Raw genomic sequence first — 16,957 nt, forward strand, 5'->3', positions numbered from 1 at the left:
TGTGTGACATGCCAATAACCGCCCCAACGGACTTCGCAGCACGCCAGATCCCCTGCCCTCAGGAACAGCGGCGAGGACTAATGGCAGCGTGCCTCGCCCACGCATTGCACGATGGCTATACAGACGGGCTTTATGCCTTCCTTCCGATCTGGCAATCGCAGTTCGGTCTGTCCTATGCCGGACTTGCGATCGTACGTGCCCTTTATTTCGGCACAATGGGCGGTCTCCAGGTCCCTGCTGATCGCCTGCTGAGTGGCATTTCGCCGCGTAACACGTTAGTCCTGTCCACAATAATCGCAGCAACTGGGCTGGCGGTTATGGCCGTTCCGATGGGGTTTGTCGGATTGTGCTGTGGCCTTGTCCTCGCTGGGATCGGGTCGAGTATCCAGCACCCGCGTGCATCACAACTGATCACCGAATGCTATGGCGATGCGGCACGACGCCCACTCAGTCTCTATAATTTCTTTGGCGATCTGGGCAAAGCGATCCTGCCAGCTCTCATTGCGCTTCTGCTACCCATTTTCTTTTGGCGCCCAATAACAGGTATGCTTGCCTTGCTGGGGCTGGCCCTGTCCCTTGTGCTGATTGAGCTTACACCCCGGAAGATTACGCCTGGTGCGGCAATATCCCTGGATCCAGTGCCTCCCGGCGGTCACGCTGGTTTTACGTGGCTGCTGGCAATAGGGGCTTTCGATACAGCGACACGGATGGGATATCTGCTATTCCTGCCCTTTCTCATTCATAGTCGTGGCGGTTCATCGGCGACGGCCGGAATTGCCCTGGCACTCCTCTTTGCCGGAGGGGCATTGGGAAAAGCAACATGCGGGTGGCTGGGCGACCATCTTGGTATTGTCAGAAGTGTCGTCGCAACGGAAACGGCAACATCACTGCTGATCATCGCCACGCTGTTTACGCCGCTGTCAGGAACACTGGTGCTTCTTCCCCTGCTTGGGATTGTCCTGAACGGTACGTCCTCCGTCCTTTACGGAACGGTGCCTGAACTCGCACCCGGCGGTGACACTAGTCGCGCCTTCGCTGTGTTCTATACGGGAGTGATTGGCGCGGGCGGACTGGCACCGATTGCCTACGGCATTCTCGCTGATCATGTTGGCCGAACCACAGGCCAGCTTGCAACGGCCGCGACCGCCTTGCTCATCGTACCAATGGTCCTTCGACTGGGTTCCTCCATGGAAGCAGCGTGAGGTCGCCCAGAGCAGACGACAACCAATACCGGGGACTTGTATTATTTATGTTCCAGAGGAAGAAATCATGACAGGAATCACAAATAGTCGGACAGGTAGCTGCCACTGTGGTGCGGCACGCTTTGAAGTTAGCCTTAGCGACGGCTTCAAATCAGTTCGTCGCTGCAACTGCTCTTATTGCCGAATGCGCGGTTCGGTCGTCGCAATGGCAGCACTCGATGGAATAAAAATTCTTCAGGGTGAAGATGTGCTGACGAGCTACCGATTCAATACAAAGACAGCACAGCATTTTTTTTGCTCCCGTTGCGGCATGCATACGCATCATCAGCGTCGCTCTGATCCCAATCGACATGCCGTAAACGTGGCCTGTCTTGACGGGGTAAGCCCTTTTGATTTCCCGGAAGTGCCGGTAACGGACGGCATCAATCATCCGAACGATACTGGAACATTGCCGCGACTGGCGGGTACTCTACGGTTTGAAAGCTCCTCAGAGCGTTGAAATTTTCCAAGTTTGAATGAAGATCCTGAATTTTCTGTCCGTGTTTTTGAATGCAATCATAGCCATTGACTTGGCATCTATTACGCAAATTCCTGATAGCAACATTTTTTGTGCAAACGCTGCCCTGAAATGCCTACTGTTTTATCGCACCCCAGTTATCTCCGACGCTATCGGTAAGGCGTTCAGAAAAATCATGCTTTCATCATCGTGGAACCTTTCCTTCATCAGGAAAAACGGGTTGTAATTTTGGCTCCTCAATGTTGCTGACAATGTCGAAAGGAAGAACACCAGGTTCGCACTTGGATCCGCTCCAGCGTTCAATTTCAAGGGTCTTATATTACTCGGCATATAGGGCTGTGGAGACTTCATCTTAATTGTTGATCACTAGTAGTAATACCCAACAACGGAGCCTTCTTTCTGATCTGCTTTTGGAAGATGGGAAATCTGCGTGTCCATAGACGATTGGGGCGCGCAATATGAGCATTGGGATCATCAGTGTCCGGAAATGCCTTGAACCCCTCCAAAGATCGTTATGGTAGCGAAAAACATACCAAAATATTCGATGATCTTTGGCTCTGAGCTGGCAATGACTCCGTTCTCATTTGGGAGTGGTTTCAAGAATTCGACAGCCAGGAGCGAGATAGGGAATATCAATGATGCCACAAACCAGAACGGTATATTCCTGTTCTTTCGCCGAGCACATTCAACCGCTGAGTATAGGATGCATCCATAGTAGATGATCCCTGATAGCAGCGCTGCTAAAATTATTGTATCCCAAATCATACCATCTTCCTCGGTTCCGTTGAGATTTGACTATCAGTCTCAATGTAACAGCAGGCCAATGGCAACATCTTTTAGTGTGAACAGCACCCTTCTCGAAATCATTATCTGACAGTACGATCCTCTACCAATCACGGAGATGTGTTGCCAGTTATGATCAAGAATATTCCTGGTTTTCTCAAACTGGCACGTGCTTTCGACCTGTTCGAAGAAGCGGCCATGCTCATACTGACTTTGTGCATTACTGTTGTGGCCTGCGTGGGCCTATTACACGTTGTCGTGGCTGTGGTCCGTATGGTGTTGAGTACGGGGCTGGACCCAACAGACCCAGTTTTGCTCCAAGCGCTCTTTGGCATGTTTTTCACAGTGCTGATTGCGTTGGAGTTCAAACACTCAATCTTGGTGATGCCCGGTGGTCAGGCGCACAGCATGGCCCGTATGCGATCAGTGCTGCTCATTGGAATGATGGCGACAGTTCGAAAATTTATCGTGCTGGATCTGAATGGCGTCAACGTACAGGAGATGGCAGCCCTTTCGGGTGCGGTGCTGGCTTTGGGTATCGTCTATTGGTTGGTACGCGGGAAAGTTACACCACCATTAGTCGATGGTTCGGGAGGCCTACTTTCTAGCACCGATGCAGATCACTAAAAATGGTACAAAGTGCTGCCTTTCAGGATGATTTTTTATGACTACCTGCAGCGGAAAGCGTGACCTCATATCGGAGGTTCACAACGATCGAAGTATATCGTTTCAGAACGTATAATGGACAGGTGGACGAGTGGACACAGTCTTGTCGTCGGGGAACATTAGCCGGGATTGTAAAGATTTCCGGCACCCCAATTTTGTCATCCAAGGTTACCGTAGATAAGGAATCTATTGATCCGGATGGCCTGACTAGTATTGATTTTTCTCCAAACCCAGCAATTCGGCTAGGCGAATTTCAAAGCCAGATAAGCTAGCTCCAACCTTTCTCTTCCCTTCCCTCACACCACTCTCCTACCCTACTTATGCCTCTTGCGTCGCTGCGATTGGTGGAGGCCAAGGTTACTGGAAATGGTGTGGAGGCGTTTAACTGAAAATCTAACGTAGTGATGGGCGACACCATGCCACTCCTAGTAAGTGAGGCTGATTAAACCACGCATGGAGATTTTTTTAGCAGTCCGAGAAGATATGAAAGTCTCGAGCTGCATATGATTGAGGTCCAAACACCACAATTAACCAAGCTCGTGCAGTTGCTCGTCAGCAGGACAGCGTTGGAACGCATCATTTCTGATAGTCCGGCCGCACGAAAGATCTCTCTTGTCATGGATGACTGGGAAGATCTGAGGATTTATTAAACAGCTGTCTGGGCCAACACGCGGTCCGCGAACCGAATGTCCCAGTCATTGCGGGCTATCGGTTCTTCTTTGGCCAAAATGGACCAGTCTATGTAGAGGAGTGCGGTAGAGTTCTAGGCTGTTCGTAGGATAAGGATGCAGTCCTGATCCATAAAAATCGGGACGGTATGGGCGCTGGCATAAATATGTGGTTCGATGGACCATGTAACATGGCTCTATGATGTGTCTGAAGGAGAACGAGGTGTGGCTGGGTAAGGCGATGCTGCGAATGGTTTTTTCTGCACTCACCCTTTTATGCTGCGCAGGCGGGGCTTTGGCTCGCGGAGGTCATGGTGGACACGGCGGTCATGGCAGTGGCCACCACTCGAATGGTCATTCGGAGGCTCACGAGCCATCTCATGGTTCTGGCGAACATTTTTATCACGGAGGCCATTCGGGCAGCCTTGGGCACTCTAAACCAGAGCAAAGTGATGCCTCGGAGCTGCTTCCAGAAAGTTGGTATGCGACACACAGCGTAGACACCCCCGACGAAGAAAAGTGTGAGCGCGAGCACATCGAGAACTGTAGAAATGGGACTGAGGATTTGAGAAAATAGAGAGTCTAGGGCGGGGTATTTTCTTAATGTGCAATGGAAACTAATCATGAATAAATACACTGTCGCGATTGGTTTTGCACTTTTCCTTGCGATGTTCGGTATCCTGGCTGCGAATGGTCCTCACGGATTTGCGGGAAAAGCCCTCATTTTAGGGATGCCGATTTTTACAACAGTCATCTTCAGGATGAAGAAGACCAGGTGTCGGTTGTGATGTCGCGCGGTAAAGGAAAAATCGAACGCGGGCCTGCCAAGCAAAACCTTCCCGTGAAAGTCTGTCCAGTCTGTGATCGTCCATTCAGTTGGCGCAAAAAGTGGGAGAAGACCTGGGACCAAGTGCGATACTGTTCTGAGGCATGTAGGGGATCGAGAAAATCTTGATTTTCAGCCGCCAATTTATGGTGGGTGTCTGAAGTGGACAAAGCCTGATCAAACGGGCCCGGTTCATAAAAATATGGATCTTATTGAGACCTGTTTTGTGTATTGTAATTTCGCGATATGAAAAAAATTCCAGCATCTCAGCCTGTCAATCTTCTGGACGTCGCCCGAGCTGCTGGCGTTTCCAGGGCGACGGCATCACTCGTGGTGCGAGGTAGCCCACTTATTGCCCCCCCAACGCGTGAACGCGTTCTGGAAGCAATGAAACAACTCGGTTATATCTACAATCGTGGTGCAGCCAATCTGCGTCAAAGCCGAACGCATACGATTGGTCTGGTTCTTTCCAACATTGCTAACCCCTTCTTCAGTGAGCTGACAGCCGGTGTCGATGACGTTAACGATGCCAATGATGTTGTCTGCTTCATTGCGAACAGTGTTGAGTCGCCCGAACGCCAGGCGCGTCAGATCCAGCGACTGAGAGAGCATAACGTTGATGGCGTGATTATCTGCCCTGCAATAGGGAGTAACGACACGTTGTTGGAAGATCTCCAACGTCTAAGTCTGCCCTATGTTCAGGTTCTGCGCCATGTCCCTTACGGTTCAGGCGACTATGTTGCGGCTGACTACGCTTTAGGTATCGAAAAAGCCGTAAAACATCTCGTCGAAACCGGTCGGCAGAAAATCATGTTCGTGGGAGGAATGTCCGTCCATTCCGCTGCCGTGGCCCGACTGGATGGCTTCCGTAGAGCTATGGCGCTTCATCAATTGCCTGATGATATGGTGGTCGCTGGCAAATGGGGTAACACTTATGATGAAGTTGAACTCGACCGGCTTCTTCTAGGATCCAATCCGCCGGATTCTGCAATCTGTTATAATGATATTATGGCTCTGGCACTCATGAGCCATCTTCAACGCCGCGGCTATACGCTTGGTGATAATTTTGCCGTTATAGGGATGGATGATTTACCGCAGGCTGCGGCAGCCTATCCTCCTTTAACGACGATTGCGACGAACCCGCGCATGATTGGGCAGGCTGCGGCTACCCTGCTGCAAAAGCGGCTGGAAGCACCAGACCGACCTACAGAACGGATCATTCTTCCCGCAAATCTGGTTATACGGGCCAGCTCTGAAACCCGCACCTCATAATACCCCTCGGATAGGCTAGCGCTTTTCCTTTCCTGACATGATTATCACGTGTTTCGTGATATACTGCCAATAAATCACATATCTTTTATATTTCTATCACTAAACTTGCGTGACTTTCTCTCGGAAATAACGTTGAGATATGCAACTGCGATCTTTTAGATCGATCTAATTTTTGCCTTTAACTCGCCTCTGTGGTCGCAGGGTCAAAGGAGGAAGAATGAAAACGCCTATCGGTTGGGCTCTGATCGGGGCCAGTAATGTCGCCCGAGAGTGGATGATCGATGCAATCCGTTCACAGCCGGATGCGACACTCCGGACTGTTTTCAGTCGGGACGCAAAGCGTGGGCAAGAATTTGCCACGGCTCACGATATTCCCAACAGTACGTCGGAGCTTGAGGACATTCTTCAGGACCCGTCCGTAAACGTTGTGTATGTCAGCAGCCGCAATGAGCTTCATAAAGACCAGGTGCTGGCCGCAGCCCGAGCCGGCAAACATGTTCTGTGCGAGAAGCCACTGGCTCTCTCCCTGACAGACGCAGAGGAAATGGTCCGGGTCTGCCATGAATCCGGTGTCATTCTGGGCACAAACCATCATCTGAGATGCTCGGCCGTGCATATTGCGCTCCGACATCACCTGAAGACCAACGCTATCGGCGAACTGAATACCGTCCGCGTCTTCCATGCCAATTTTCTGGCAAAAGCGGTTGAAGGCTGGCGCCTGAATGACGCAGCGGGTGGCCTCATTCTGGATAGTACAATACATGACATCGATACCCTGCGCTTCCTGTTAGGAGCAGACCCGATCGATGTGTTTGCCATGACGCAAAGCGGCCGACGGAGTGTCGGGGGAATTGAAGATGGCCTGATGGCTGTCATGCGCTTTCCCGGAGATGTTCTCGTACAGATCCACGGGTCATATGCTGTGCCTTATGCCCCCGGAGGCGTCGAACTCTATGGTGAAAACGCGGCGTTGATCGCTCGTGACTGCATGAGCCAGAAGCCGATCGGCAGTCTGTCCTTGCGAGATGGTGACGGAGAACATCCCATCGCCATCGAACATCATAATCTTTACCGCTACAGTGTCCGACGCTTCTGTGACAGCATTGCCGGGCATGGTTCTCCGGCAGCAACCGGCGAAGACGGTGTGGCTTCACTCAAGATCGCTCTGGCCCTGAAAGAATCAGTCCAGTCTGGTCATCAGGTCAAGGTGTCGCAGTCATGATTGCAACAACAATGACAAGCTATCCCTCCCGCGATCAGGAACACGCCACGGTTTCGAACGACGTGCTCTCTGAGCGCCCCGAAATGACCACAGAAGAACTTCGCCGCGCGGCCTGGACGTGTTCGGTTGGAAGCGCGATGGAGTACTACGACTTCGCACTCTACAGCCTCGCGTCAGCTCTCGTGTTTGGTCCGCTTTTCTTCCCCAGCACCATCCCGGGCATGGGCCTGATTGCGAGCTTTGCGACCTATTTTATAGGCTTTGCAGTGCGACCTATCGGCGGAATTTTCTTCGGCCGCCTCGGTGACCGGCATGGCCGCAAAAAGGTCCTGCTGATGACGGTCACCCTTATGGGTCTGGCCAGCTCCGCCATAGGCCTTATTCCGTCCTACTCCACCATCGGTATTGCCGCCCCTCTCCTGCTTGTCTTCATGCGCATGCTGCAAGGCTTCGGTGCGGGCGCAGAACAGGCCGGTGCGGCGGTCATGATGACGGAGTCCGCCCCGCGTGAACGCCGGGGATACTTCGCTGCACTCCCGTTTCTGGGCATCCAGATGGGAACAGTAGCTGCGGGTCTGATTTATTTCGGGATGATGACAGGCGTTGCGAACATTGCTGACACCTGGCTCTGGCGCGTGCCCTTCCTCGGGAGTGCCGTCCTCCTTGTCATTGCACTGTACATGCGGCTGCGCCTCAAGGAATCACCCGCTTTTGCCAAGCTGCGTGAGGAAGAAGAGCATGAAGAAGTCATGCCCCTGCGCCAGACACTGACCGGCTCATGGCGTCCGATCACTGCGGGTCTGGGGCTTCGGATGGCAGAAAACGGCGGCTCTTCCATCTATCAGGTGCTGTCTATCAGCTACTTGGTTCATACGGTTGGCATGAGCAGCAAATGGGGCACGCTGGCCCTAATCGGAGCAGCACTGGTGGGTGCAATCACCATTCCTGGCGCGGGATGGCTCAGTGACAAATATGGCCGGGTAAAGGTTTACCGTGGATTTGCCATCCTTCAGGCCGTAAGCGCCATTCCCGTCTGGTACGTCTTTAGCCAAGGAAATCCAGTTCTCTCCATGATCGCGCTGTCCTTCGCTCTTGGCATTGCGACGTGGGGAATGTTCGGAACGCAGGGCGCCTTTCTTCCCGAGATGTTCGGTGTTCGCCATCGCTACACAGCAGTGTCCTTTACCCGTGAATTCTCTTCCGTGATTGCCGGAGGCGTCTCCCCCATGGTGGGTCAATTTCTCATCACCATGTTTGCACGGTTCAATATTGGCGGTGTCAGCAGTGGTAAGTTTGCCTGGATTCCACTGGCAACTTACGTGGTCTTCCTCGCCTGTCTGGCCATTACAGCCACGTTCTTCATTCCTGAACCCAGAGGCCGTGATCTCATGTCACAGGATGATGTCTTCTAAGGGCCTCTCCTAACACACACGTCACTTTCTTTCAGCTCATTCCAAATGCGCCCGTGCTCCGGACGCATAACGGCCTCTCTATGCTCGAGGTTTATCATGAACGATACAGTATCTCTTTCTCCAAACCCCGCACTGACTCAGTGTGCAGAGATCTTTCTTGCTGCCAGGAAAAGTAAACCTTGCTTGGATAGCCTTCCCGATACCGTCAAGATACATGACGCCAAAGAAGCGTATTCTGTTCAGGATCAGGTCGCACAAGCTCTGACGGCCTCCCTCGGCCCCATCAAGGGTTGGAAAGTCGGAGCTCCGACGCCAGAAAGCGAGCCATTCTGCGCACCCTTGCATCAGGCCACCCTGTTTTCCGGAGATACCAAGCTCCCGGAAGGTCTTTGCCGCCTTTACGGTGTTGAGGCGGAGATTGTTTATATTTTCCGGAAAGACCTCCCCTATCGGGAAACCCCTTGGACACAGGCCGAAGTTTGCGACGCCATCGGGAGCGCTCATGCCGCTATCGAAATATTTGACACCCGCTTCTGCAAGGCAGGCTCCCAGGACGGACTGGTGCATCTGGCCGATCAGGGCAACCACGGCGCCCTGATTTACGGACCCGGAATTTCAACGTGGCAGCAGCTCACACCTGTAACCGAACAGGTCAAGCTTGTCCTTGATGACCAGATTGCCATTGAACATGCCGGAGGGAACTCCGCTGGAGATCCAATCCGTCTTCTTGTCTGGCTGGCCAATCATGCTGCGAAGCGCGGCCTTCCCCTGGAAGCAGGAACCGTCGTCACCACCGGATCCATGACAGGCACGAAATTCGTACCCGCAGGCACGACCGCAAAAGTCGAAATCGGATCTCTGGCCCCCGTCTCCGTCGTTCTTCCATAAAACAGGCTGTGTAAGGTTCTCTGATCATGAAACCGGAAATTCTTCTTATCGAGCCCATGATGCCTGAAGTCGAGCAGGCATTGGACGCCGCGTATGTTGTTCACCGTTATAATGAAATGCTGATATTGACGGACATCGCACCGCGCATTCGGGGCATCGTCACTGGCGGCGGAACCGGTGTCCCCTCCCACATCATGACGGCCCTTCCTAACCTGGAGATCATTTCCATCAATGGAATTGGGACTGATGCCGTCGATCTCGTTCAGGCCAGCCGCCGTGGTATCAGCGTTACGACAACGCAGAACGTCCTGACAGATGACGTGGCAGATCTCGCCATGGCTTTCATCCTTGCGGCAACGCGCGACCTGCTTCCAGGAGACAGTTTTGTCCGCAACGGCCAGTGGGGCACGGGCTTCCTCCCCTTGGCCCACAAGGTCACCGGCAAGAAACTCGGAATTTTTGGGATGGGAAAAGTCGGACAGGCCATCAGCCGACGGGCGCATGGCTTTGACATGCCCGTTTCCTATTTCAGCCGTACCAATCTTGAACTTCCTGACATCCCGTTCATTCCCAGCCTGACCGCACTGGCGAAACAGAGCGATATCCTTGTCGTCGCGGCATCGGGAGGGCCTCAGTCCCGGCATCTTGTAAACCGGGACGTCATGGAAGCACTGGGGCCGGACGGGTTGCTGGTCAATATTTCTCGTGGAAGCGTGGTGGATGAACAGACCATGGTGAGCCTGTTGCAAGATGGCAAACTCGGCAAAGCCGCGCTTGATGTTTTTGAGAACGAACCCAGTATCCCCACTGCCCTTTACGGCATGAACAATGTCGTTCTTCAGCCACATCGTGCCAGCGCAACCGTAGAAACACGCCGACAGATGGGCCAGTTGGTCACGGCCAACCTTGCGGCACATTTCTGCGGTGCCCCGCTCCTGACCCCCGTGATTTGAAACTGCTTCAGTCTGGAGCACTTCGATGCCGCGCTCTCTATCCCCCACTACAAAAATTTTTCTGGCATGCGTTTTCTCATGCGCCGTGTTTTTTTCCTTCAAAGCAGAGGCACAATACCGGGGGCCAGTCTCCGCAACAGCTCCTCTTTTCGCCCTGGATACGCCGACCGGCTACGACAACACCCCTTTCACGCCACCGGTAGAGAACATGCTCCTTCCCTGGGATAGGCTGATCAAAAAGCTGAACAAGAAAGGGATCGGTATTGTCGTGGACTATACCAGCGAAAGCGCCATCGCCTTAAATGCAGGGCATGGCGGGGACGCTGGTTATGCCCATCAGATCGGTGTGGAACTTGATCTGGACTGGGAAAAAATTATTGGCTGGAAGGGATTTATCACCCATGCAGTTTTCGTTAACCGCGCAGGCCATAACCTCGCAGCAGATCTGGGCGATCACTCTTTGAATGGGTTTCAGGAAATTTTCGGCGGTGGCGGCAATGTCGGCGTTCACCTGGTTTATGTCTATGGAACTCAGGATCTGTATAAAAAACGCATTCAGATTGCCGTTGGAAAAATGCCCGTAAATATTGATTTTGCCAATTCCCCATTGTTCTGCACGTTTATGAACAAATCGAACTGTGGGATACCAAAATCTCTGACCCGCGGTGCAGCGGGATATGCGACATATCCAGGGTCAACATGGGGAGCCAGAATTCGTTACTGGCCGCTCCATGGTCTCTATATTCAAGCGGGTCTTTATGGCGTCAATCCATACCTGAATACAAACAAGTATGATCGGACTGGCTTTGAAATGGGTACAGACCTTTATACAGGCGTCTATACTCCTGTTGAAATCGGCCTCATCCCTCATTTTGGAAAAAACAATCTTGTCGGCCATTATAAATTTGGCTTCGCTTATGATTCTTCTCAATACCGGGATGTCTATTACGACAATAATGGCAATGTTGCTGCTGCCACCGGCCTCCCTTATCGCTGGACGAATGGAAAAACGCAGATATGGCTTCAGGCAGACCAGATGCTGATCCGTAATGGAAGCGGCCCGTTACACGGTCTCTACGCACTCGCCGGGTTCGCCAAAAGCGATGGGAAAAACAGTCCTTACACCTACCAGATCTATGCAGGGCTCGTAGATCGGGGACCAATTTCCACTCGCCCTCAGGATACATTCGGCGTTGAGTGGTCTGAAACGATGGCAAGCCCGGAACTGGTTGCTTCGCAGTGGATACGCTATCGTCAGGGACTGTCTCTCCCCGGAAACACGACCTACCCTCAAAGCCATATCACCACCCTGGAGGTCACTTACAATATCCATGCGTTTCGTGGTCTCTCCATCCAACCTGATTATCAGCGTATCTGGCGGACAAATCTTCAGAAGAACAAACCGACTGTCGATGCTGTAGGACTAAAGTTACATGCTGTTCTTTAGTCTGAATATTATAAATTATTATATACTGTCGATGGCCACTTTCTAGTACCTGTATATTTACCAAACATCCTATTTTTTATGGCGAAACATGAATTTCTGCTTGTAAATAGGCATAATATCATGGTATATATTGTATTGTTTACTCGAACTAAAAATCAATTATAATAAATTATTTATTGCACGATATTTTTAAATTTTCTCAGTCTTTTTTAAGTGATGTGAACTTCCTGCCTAGCTATCCATTTAATGTTCTTACCAATGGAGGCTATCATGTCTTTCCGTAGCAGTACGCTCCCAAAAAATCCGACGAAAGCTCCTGGCTCGCCTGATGAACGTGAGCCTTTTGACCCGTATCCTGACAAAAGCCCGATCACGGATGAGCCCCCGGAAGAGGAAAATCCTGGTAAAAGGTATGCGCCTGAAAAAGGCTCTCCAGATCCTAAGCCTGATCAGCCTCCAGTCCTTCCTGATGCACCTGAAAATCCAACAAATTAAGCTCCGGATTTTCAGGCCGGGACGACGAGTAAACCTATGGGACAGATCAAGTCATTTTCTTTGAGTGGACACAACAATACCGGAGAGAAGACCGAGCTCAATGAAAATAAACATGATGTTATAAAAAAGCAGATACTGGTTGCTATTCCAGTGCGCAATGAAGAAGAACACATTGTCCCGTGTCTTTTAGCTCTCGCGAGACAAGAGACACAGCCTGACAAAGTTGTACTCTGGATCAATAATACTACTGATCAAACACATGAGCGAGTAGCATCGCTAACGAACACATTACCATTCGAACTGGAGATCGTCAGAGTTATCTACGACCCGGGATTGGCAAGTGCAGGCTTGGCAAGAAGGGATGCAATGGCCCATGCGGCTCAGTATGCATCTTCTGATGCCCTGTTAGTGACTACTGATGCTGACAGTGAAGCCGCTGAGGATTGGTTAAGTCGTACTCTAAACGCTTTTACGCATTATCCTGTTGAAGCCGTGTTTGGTAGGGCTCTTCTCCTCCCCGAGGAAGCCAGGAAAATCCCATTCAATTTGCATGACGATGAAAGAGCAGAACAGGCTTACGGGGCTCTTCTCGATCAAATCGCATTGCTGCTCTATCCGGAACCCCATGATCCCTGGCCTCGGCATACCGAGCATTCCGGCGCCAGTATCGCGGTGACTTATCAGGCCTGGAGTAAGGTTGGTGGAATGCCTGCCATACCAACGTCGGAAGACCGTGCGTTCTATCAAGTGCTTCGAAAGAACGGAATTCGAGTTCGTCATGCGCCAGACGTTAAAGTCTATGTGTCCGCTCGTTTGGTCGGTCGGGCACAAGGAGGGATGGCCGAAACGCTGGCACGCAGATTACAGGTACAGGACGAATATATCGATGATATTTTCGAGCCTGTTTCCCGAAGGCTACTTCGTATGCGACGTCTGCGTCAGCACGCAAATCCATTCTTTCCTTTTGAAGACGCCTGCATGGAATTACCTCAAACGCGCGTGCGCCGTGATGACTTGGAAAAGCATCATAAACGAGCCCAACGGGTGCTAGATCACCTTAGAAAGATGACACATCGTTCTCATCGTGATTGCTTATGTGCCTCAATCGATCAATTCGATAGCCCTCACCTCGCTCATCCAGATCAGGCACCCAGCCGTGCGCAAGACATTCCTGGATAAAACAATTTGCTGCCTCGTCTCCTGTACAGGGCGTATCTGTCTCTCCAGTCCAGTTAACGATTAGGATATGCCCAGTTGTTTTCAGACTTGTGGTCGTTTGAAAAGCCAGTTTCTGAATGTCTGTCTGACTCAAAAAATAAAGAATTTCCGAAATAAGAATGAGATCACAGCCTGCTGCAGCAACAACTGGATAAGCAGTGGGTAGAAAGGCTTTGATAAAGCTGACTTGTGCATATTCCTGGCAGCGCTGTCTTGCCTTGGTAAGCGCAGTTTCCGAAGCATCTACTGCCAGGATACGTTGACACCGCTGCGTGAGAGCCAATGTGCCTACCCCTATGGCACATCCGAGCTCTACAGCGAATGCGATCGGCGAACATGGCAGACATTGTAGAACCCTTTGAAGCTTCTTTTGTTCATACGGGCTGCTTTCAAAATTCCATGGGTCAGGATCCTGCTGAAACAGGTTTTCAAAAACGTCTGCTGTCCATGTCTCTTTACTCATGACGCGATAAAGATTTCATAGGGTTGCAGCATTTTTTCCAATAAGTGCTCCGGTAAAATAAAACCGTTTGGATCGTCTTTTACGACCAAGCCTCTCTGACTTCGATGCGCGTGGATCGCCTGTCGTTTCTGTTCCAAAAAAGACTGGATATTCAGGCGCCAACCTGTAAGGACATTTTCTGGAATCTTCGTTTCAGGAGGAAGTGTTAAACCCCAGACCGGGTACGCCAGAACTCTAAGCTTTGGCTTCAGAGCTTTTAGCGTTTCGCCAATCAGCCAGACAGCTTCATGGTCGCAGTGAGGGTCGTACCGCCAAGGGGCCAGTAGATTTTCGCAGTCATGAAGAGAGAGAAGATCAAGCAAATCGCGGACAGTAGAGTCAAAATGGCTTGCTTTCACCGGAACTCTCGTATCCTTAAGGCCCATAAATATCAGTCTATCAGAAGACAGACCCAGAATTTTTGTAGCATGGATGCATTCCTCCTGTCTCTGTCGCGCCAGCCGATGGGGTGGCCATAAACGAGAGCCCGGATGAGATGCGGAGCCGTCCGAAACGATCACAACAATGGGCGGTCGCCCATGTGCCACTGCCGAGGCTATAAATCCCCCACATCCAAGACTCTCGTCATCAGGATGGGGCGCCAGCACCAGTGATGTGCCGGGAGCAACGGCATCGAATGAGGTAACTGGAAAACTAGCAAATTTTTCCAGAGTTTCACGAATATTCATAGACCTGCCTCCGGCCAGTCATGACGGACGAACCATGCGGCAGCCTCCGTCAGAGCTTCGTCAGGCGCAGGTTGCCTGAGATAAGTCGCAAGGTCCCTCATGACCTGCTCTACCGCTTTTCCCTTTATGAAGGCCGACAGGCCAAGACTTCTTTGAACGAGCGTGATCAGGTCAAGAGCAGCCCGTTCAACAGCCAACCGAGCCAGATTAACGATTGACGTCACGTCTTCAGATTTCATGTGCGCAGAATATGCAGCTTGAGCAGCCTCTTTGACCCACATCGCTGCTGTCTGTTGAAGAATAAGTGCTTCTCCTATCCGGGCGAGTTGATGTGGACTACCAGCACGCTCGCGTTCCAGTAACTCCTGCCTGAGTAGATCAATCAAATGATCCATCCCGCCTAAGGCAACTGCCGACCCTCGCCAGGCTCCCGCAGAAAATTCAGGTTGCCGCAGATAGTCACCTGATGAGCCAATAATGTCATCCGATGAGATCTGAAGGCCCGTAAAATCGTAGGCTCCCGTTCCGCTGGCCTGCATGCCAGTCAGTGCCCCCGGACCGGATCTCTGGCGTTCAAGGTCTGTTGTGGAAGCTAGAACCATGAGTGCTTCGCCATGCTCAGGTACGGCGGTTATCAATGCAACGCTAACCTGCCTGATGCCACTGGCAAAACCTTTAATCCCTGAGAGCCTGTAGCTCGGCCCTTCCCTCTGTATGTCAACAGCAGAGCTTCCATCCGTAACCCAGATGCCAGCCAAACTCCCGTTTTCCAGTTGGAGCTTTAGGGCATGACGTTGAAATCTCGTGCCGTACAATTCTACGAGACGGACTACATTCACGTGCCCTTCAAGACATCGCCCTAGAGAAAGACTCAGATAGCCTATTCTCCTCAGTAAAGTCAGAAGAACCTGGCCTCCTTCAGATGTTTGGCAAAGCCCGAGCCCATTGTCTTCCACGGAAAAAAGAGCGTCAAACGCACCCATTGTGCGTAGTGCATTTAGAAGCTCAACAGGGAACTGATTTTCTGGAACAGAAATTGGTTTGGCTTTCCATTCCTCAAATAAGCGCTCCACCCTGGCCCTAAAAAGAGCAAGCCCCTCAACGCAAGTGCTCTGATCTGTAACCGACATGTCTGAGCATTCCTTCACACCTTTGTACAGGAACGTCGAATGTCGACTGGTAGATCCCCTTTCAAATACGGTCTCTAGTCAGGCTTTTGAGTAGATGGAAATATTATCGGAAAACGTAAATATCCTTTCAAGGCAGGAGGGCTATAAGGCTAGCGAACAAGATGTTAATATTTTTGATGTCTCGTTTTTGAAGATCTTTTGAACGTCATATACGAACATTAATCCTTTCTATTTCAATCTTCTCGAAGAAATTGGAAGTTGGTTGTTGTTTAGATCAAGAAAATATGATCGTTAATTTTTTTTATGATGGTAACTAACGATCTTGTGGCGCGTTATGGCACTAACGATACATTTGTGATTTTCGCTATTCATGAGAAATAATTTTTCATTATTAGTGAAAAATACAAATAAAAGCTGAAATGTATCTAAATTTTTGATTTAGAAAATCTCTCTATAGCGTAGCGATGGCGGATACTCTCCGCCGAAAGGAACCACGCAGATGGCTAATTTTTTCGGAAAAGTGGCCGCAAAATCGTTCCGCCTTCATGATGGACGAGTTATCTGCTCTGATCTATTTAGCGAAGATAGACTTTTACAGCATGCCCGTAGCTTGGCTGGAAACCATGGAAACATTCTTTTTCCATCACACAATAATACATTGCCAGATCGACTAAATGAGAACGCTAAATTTCTTCTGGAATCAAATACTTCATTATCGAAAGCCGCTGAAAGAGGAGAGCAAATTACACCCGCTGGAGGATGGCTGATTGATAATTATTATCTGATGAATGCTCAGATTCAAACTATTAAATTCGATCTTCCTCCGCATTACTATAAAGAGCTTCCTGAGTTATTCAGCGGGCCTTTCTCAGGCTTGCCAAGGGTCTTTGAAATAGCCTGGGCTCTTGTAGCTCACACAGACAGCCGGATTAATCCAAAAACAATATGCGATTTTTTAAGTGCGTATCAGGAAGATAGAGCTCTTCTCATTAGAGAACTTTGGGCTATTCCCACCCAGATCAGAATAGTTTTGATTGAGAACCTTCGGCGAGTAGCAGGTAAAGTTT

At 50.7% G+C, this 16,957-nt stretch carries 14 protein-coding genes and 1 pseudogene; 12 read left to right on the forward strand and 3 right to left on the reverse strand.

Features of this window, described 5'->3' with window-relative positions; translation table 11 throughout:
• Positions 1–8 precede the first annotated feature (8 nt).
• The 12 genes from R5H23_RS02480 to R5H23_RS02535 all read left to right on the forward strand — a co-directional run bounded on the left by R5H23_RS02480 (position 9) and on the right by R5H23_RS02535 (position 13,530).
• Complete coding sequence (locus R5H23_RS02480) at positions 9–1,202, forward strand: MFS transporter (protein ID WP_317214210.1); 1,194 nt, start codon at positions 9–11, stop codon at positions 1,200–1,202.
• 67 nt (positions 1,203–1,269) lie between these two features.
• Positions 1,270–1,701 carry a GFA family protein gene (locus tag R5H23_RS02485; RefSeq protein WP_317214211.1) on the forward strand — a complete coding sequence of 144 codons (432 nt, stop codon included), beginning with the start codon at positions 1,270–1,272 and terminating at the stop codon, positions 1,699–1,701.
• A 933-nt stretch (positions 1,702–2,634) separates the two neighbouring features.
• Positions 2,635–3,129: a phosphate-starvation-inducible PsiE family protein gene (locus tag R5H23_RS02490; RefSeq protein WP_317214592.1), complete on the forward strand. Its 495-nt coding sequence runs from the start codon at positions 2,635–2,637 to the stop codon at positions 3,127–3,129.
• A gap of 1,494 nt (positions 3,130–4,623) precedes the next feature.
• Positions 4,624–4,791, forward strand: coding sequence for a DUF2256 domain-containing protein (locus R5H23_RS02495; protein ID WP_211496092.1), 168 nt, complete (start codon positions 4,624–4,626; stop codon positions 4,789–4,791).
• 117 nt (positions 4,792–4,908) lie between these two features.
• Positions 4,909–5,934 (forward strand): LacI family DNA-binding transcriptional regulator, encoded by a 1,026-nt coding sequence (locus R5H23_RS02500; RefSeq protein WP_317214212.1) that lies wholly within the window; start codon positions 4,909–4,911, stop codon positions 5,932–5,934.
• 217 nt (positions 5,935–6,151) lie between these two features.
• Entirely contained in the window at positions 6,152–7,156 is a 1,005-nt protein-coding gene (locus R5H23_RS02505) for a Gfo/Idh/MocA family oxidoreductase (protein ID WP_317214213.1), read from the forward strand.
• A complete protein-coding gene (locus tag R5H23_RS02510) occupies positions 7,153–8,568 on the forward strand; it encodes an MFS transporter (protein WP_317214214.1) in 1,416 nt (471 codons plus the stop codon). The genes R5H23_RS02505 and R5H23_RS02510 overlap by 4 nt, the downstream gene beginning before the upstream one ends.
• Positions 8,569–8,751: 183 nt before the next feature.
• Positions 8,752–9,456, forward strand: a complete 705-nt coding sequence (locus R5H23_RS02515) for a fumarylacetoacetate hydrolase family protein (protein WP_317214215.1) — start codon at positions 8,752–8,754, stop codon at positions 9,454–9,456.
• 26 nt (positions 9,457–9,482) lie between these two features.
• Entirely contained in the window at positions 9,483–10,409 is a 927-nt protein-coding gene (locus R5H23_RS02520; RefSeq protein ID WP_317214216.1) for a 2-hydroxyacid dehydrogenase, read from the forward strand.
• An 85-nt stretch (positions 10,410–10,494) separates the two neighbouring features.
• Positions 10,495–11,856 carry a carbohydrate porin gene (locus R5H23_RS02525; protein ID WP_317214217.1) on the forward strand — a complete coding sequence of 454 codons (1,362 nt, stop codon included), beginning with the start codon at positions 10,495–10,497 and terminating at the stop codon, positions 11,854–11,856.
• A 270-nt stretch (positions 11,857–12,126) separates the two neighbouring features.
• Positions 12,127–12,351 carry a hypothetical protein gene (locus tag R5H23_RS02530; RefSeq protein ID WP_232309192.1) on the forward strand — a complete coding sequence of 75 codons (225 nt, stop codon included), beginning with the start codon at positions 12,127–12,129 and terminating at the stop codon, positions 12,349–12,351.
• Positions 12,352–12,387: 36 nt separating this feature from the next.
• Complete coding sequence (locus R5H23_RS02535; RefSeq protein WP_317214218.1) at positions 12,388–13,530, forward strand: glycosyltransferase family 2 protein; 1,143 nt, start codon at positions 12,388–12,390, stop codon at positions 13,528–13,530.
• A 70-nt stretch (positions 13,531–13,600) separates the two neighbouring features.
• On the opposite strand, the pseudogene R5H23_RS02540 reads toward R5H23_RS02535, so the two are convergent.
• The 3 genes and pseudogenes from R5H23_RS02540 to R5H23_RS02550 all read right to left on the reverse strand — a co-directional run.
• Positions 13,601–14,032, reverse strand: a pseudogene (locus R5H23_RS02540) (SAM-dependent methyltransferase); the annotation flags it as partial.
• Positions 14,029–14,760 carry a PIG-L family deacetylase gene (locus tag R5H23_RS02545; protein ID WP_317214219.1) on the reverse strand — a complete coding sequence of 244 codons (732 nt, stop codon included), beginning with the start codon at positions 14,758–14,760 and terminating at the stop codon, positions 14,029–14,031. The gene R5H23_RS02545 and the pseudogene R5H23_RS02540, both read right to left, overlap by 4 nt.
• The gene (locus R5H23_RS02550; protein WP_317214220.1) at positions 14,757–15,890 is read right to left on the reverse strand and encodes an acyl-CoA dehydrogenase; all 1,134 of its coding nucleotides are present in this window, start codon (positions 15,888–15,890) and stop codon (positions 14,757–14,759) included. The genes R5H23_RS02545 and R5H23_RS02550 overlap by 4 nt, the downstream gene beginning before the upstream one ends.
• Between the last annotated feature and the right edge of the window lie 1,067 nt (positions 15,891–16,957).

It is taken from the genome of Gluconobacter sp. GP1 (assembly GCF_032913585.1).
Taxonomy (GTDB): domain Bacteria; phylum Pseudomonadota; class Alphaproteobacteria; order Acetobacterales; family Acetobacteraceae; genus Gluconobacter; species Gluconobacter cerinus.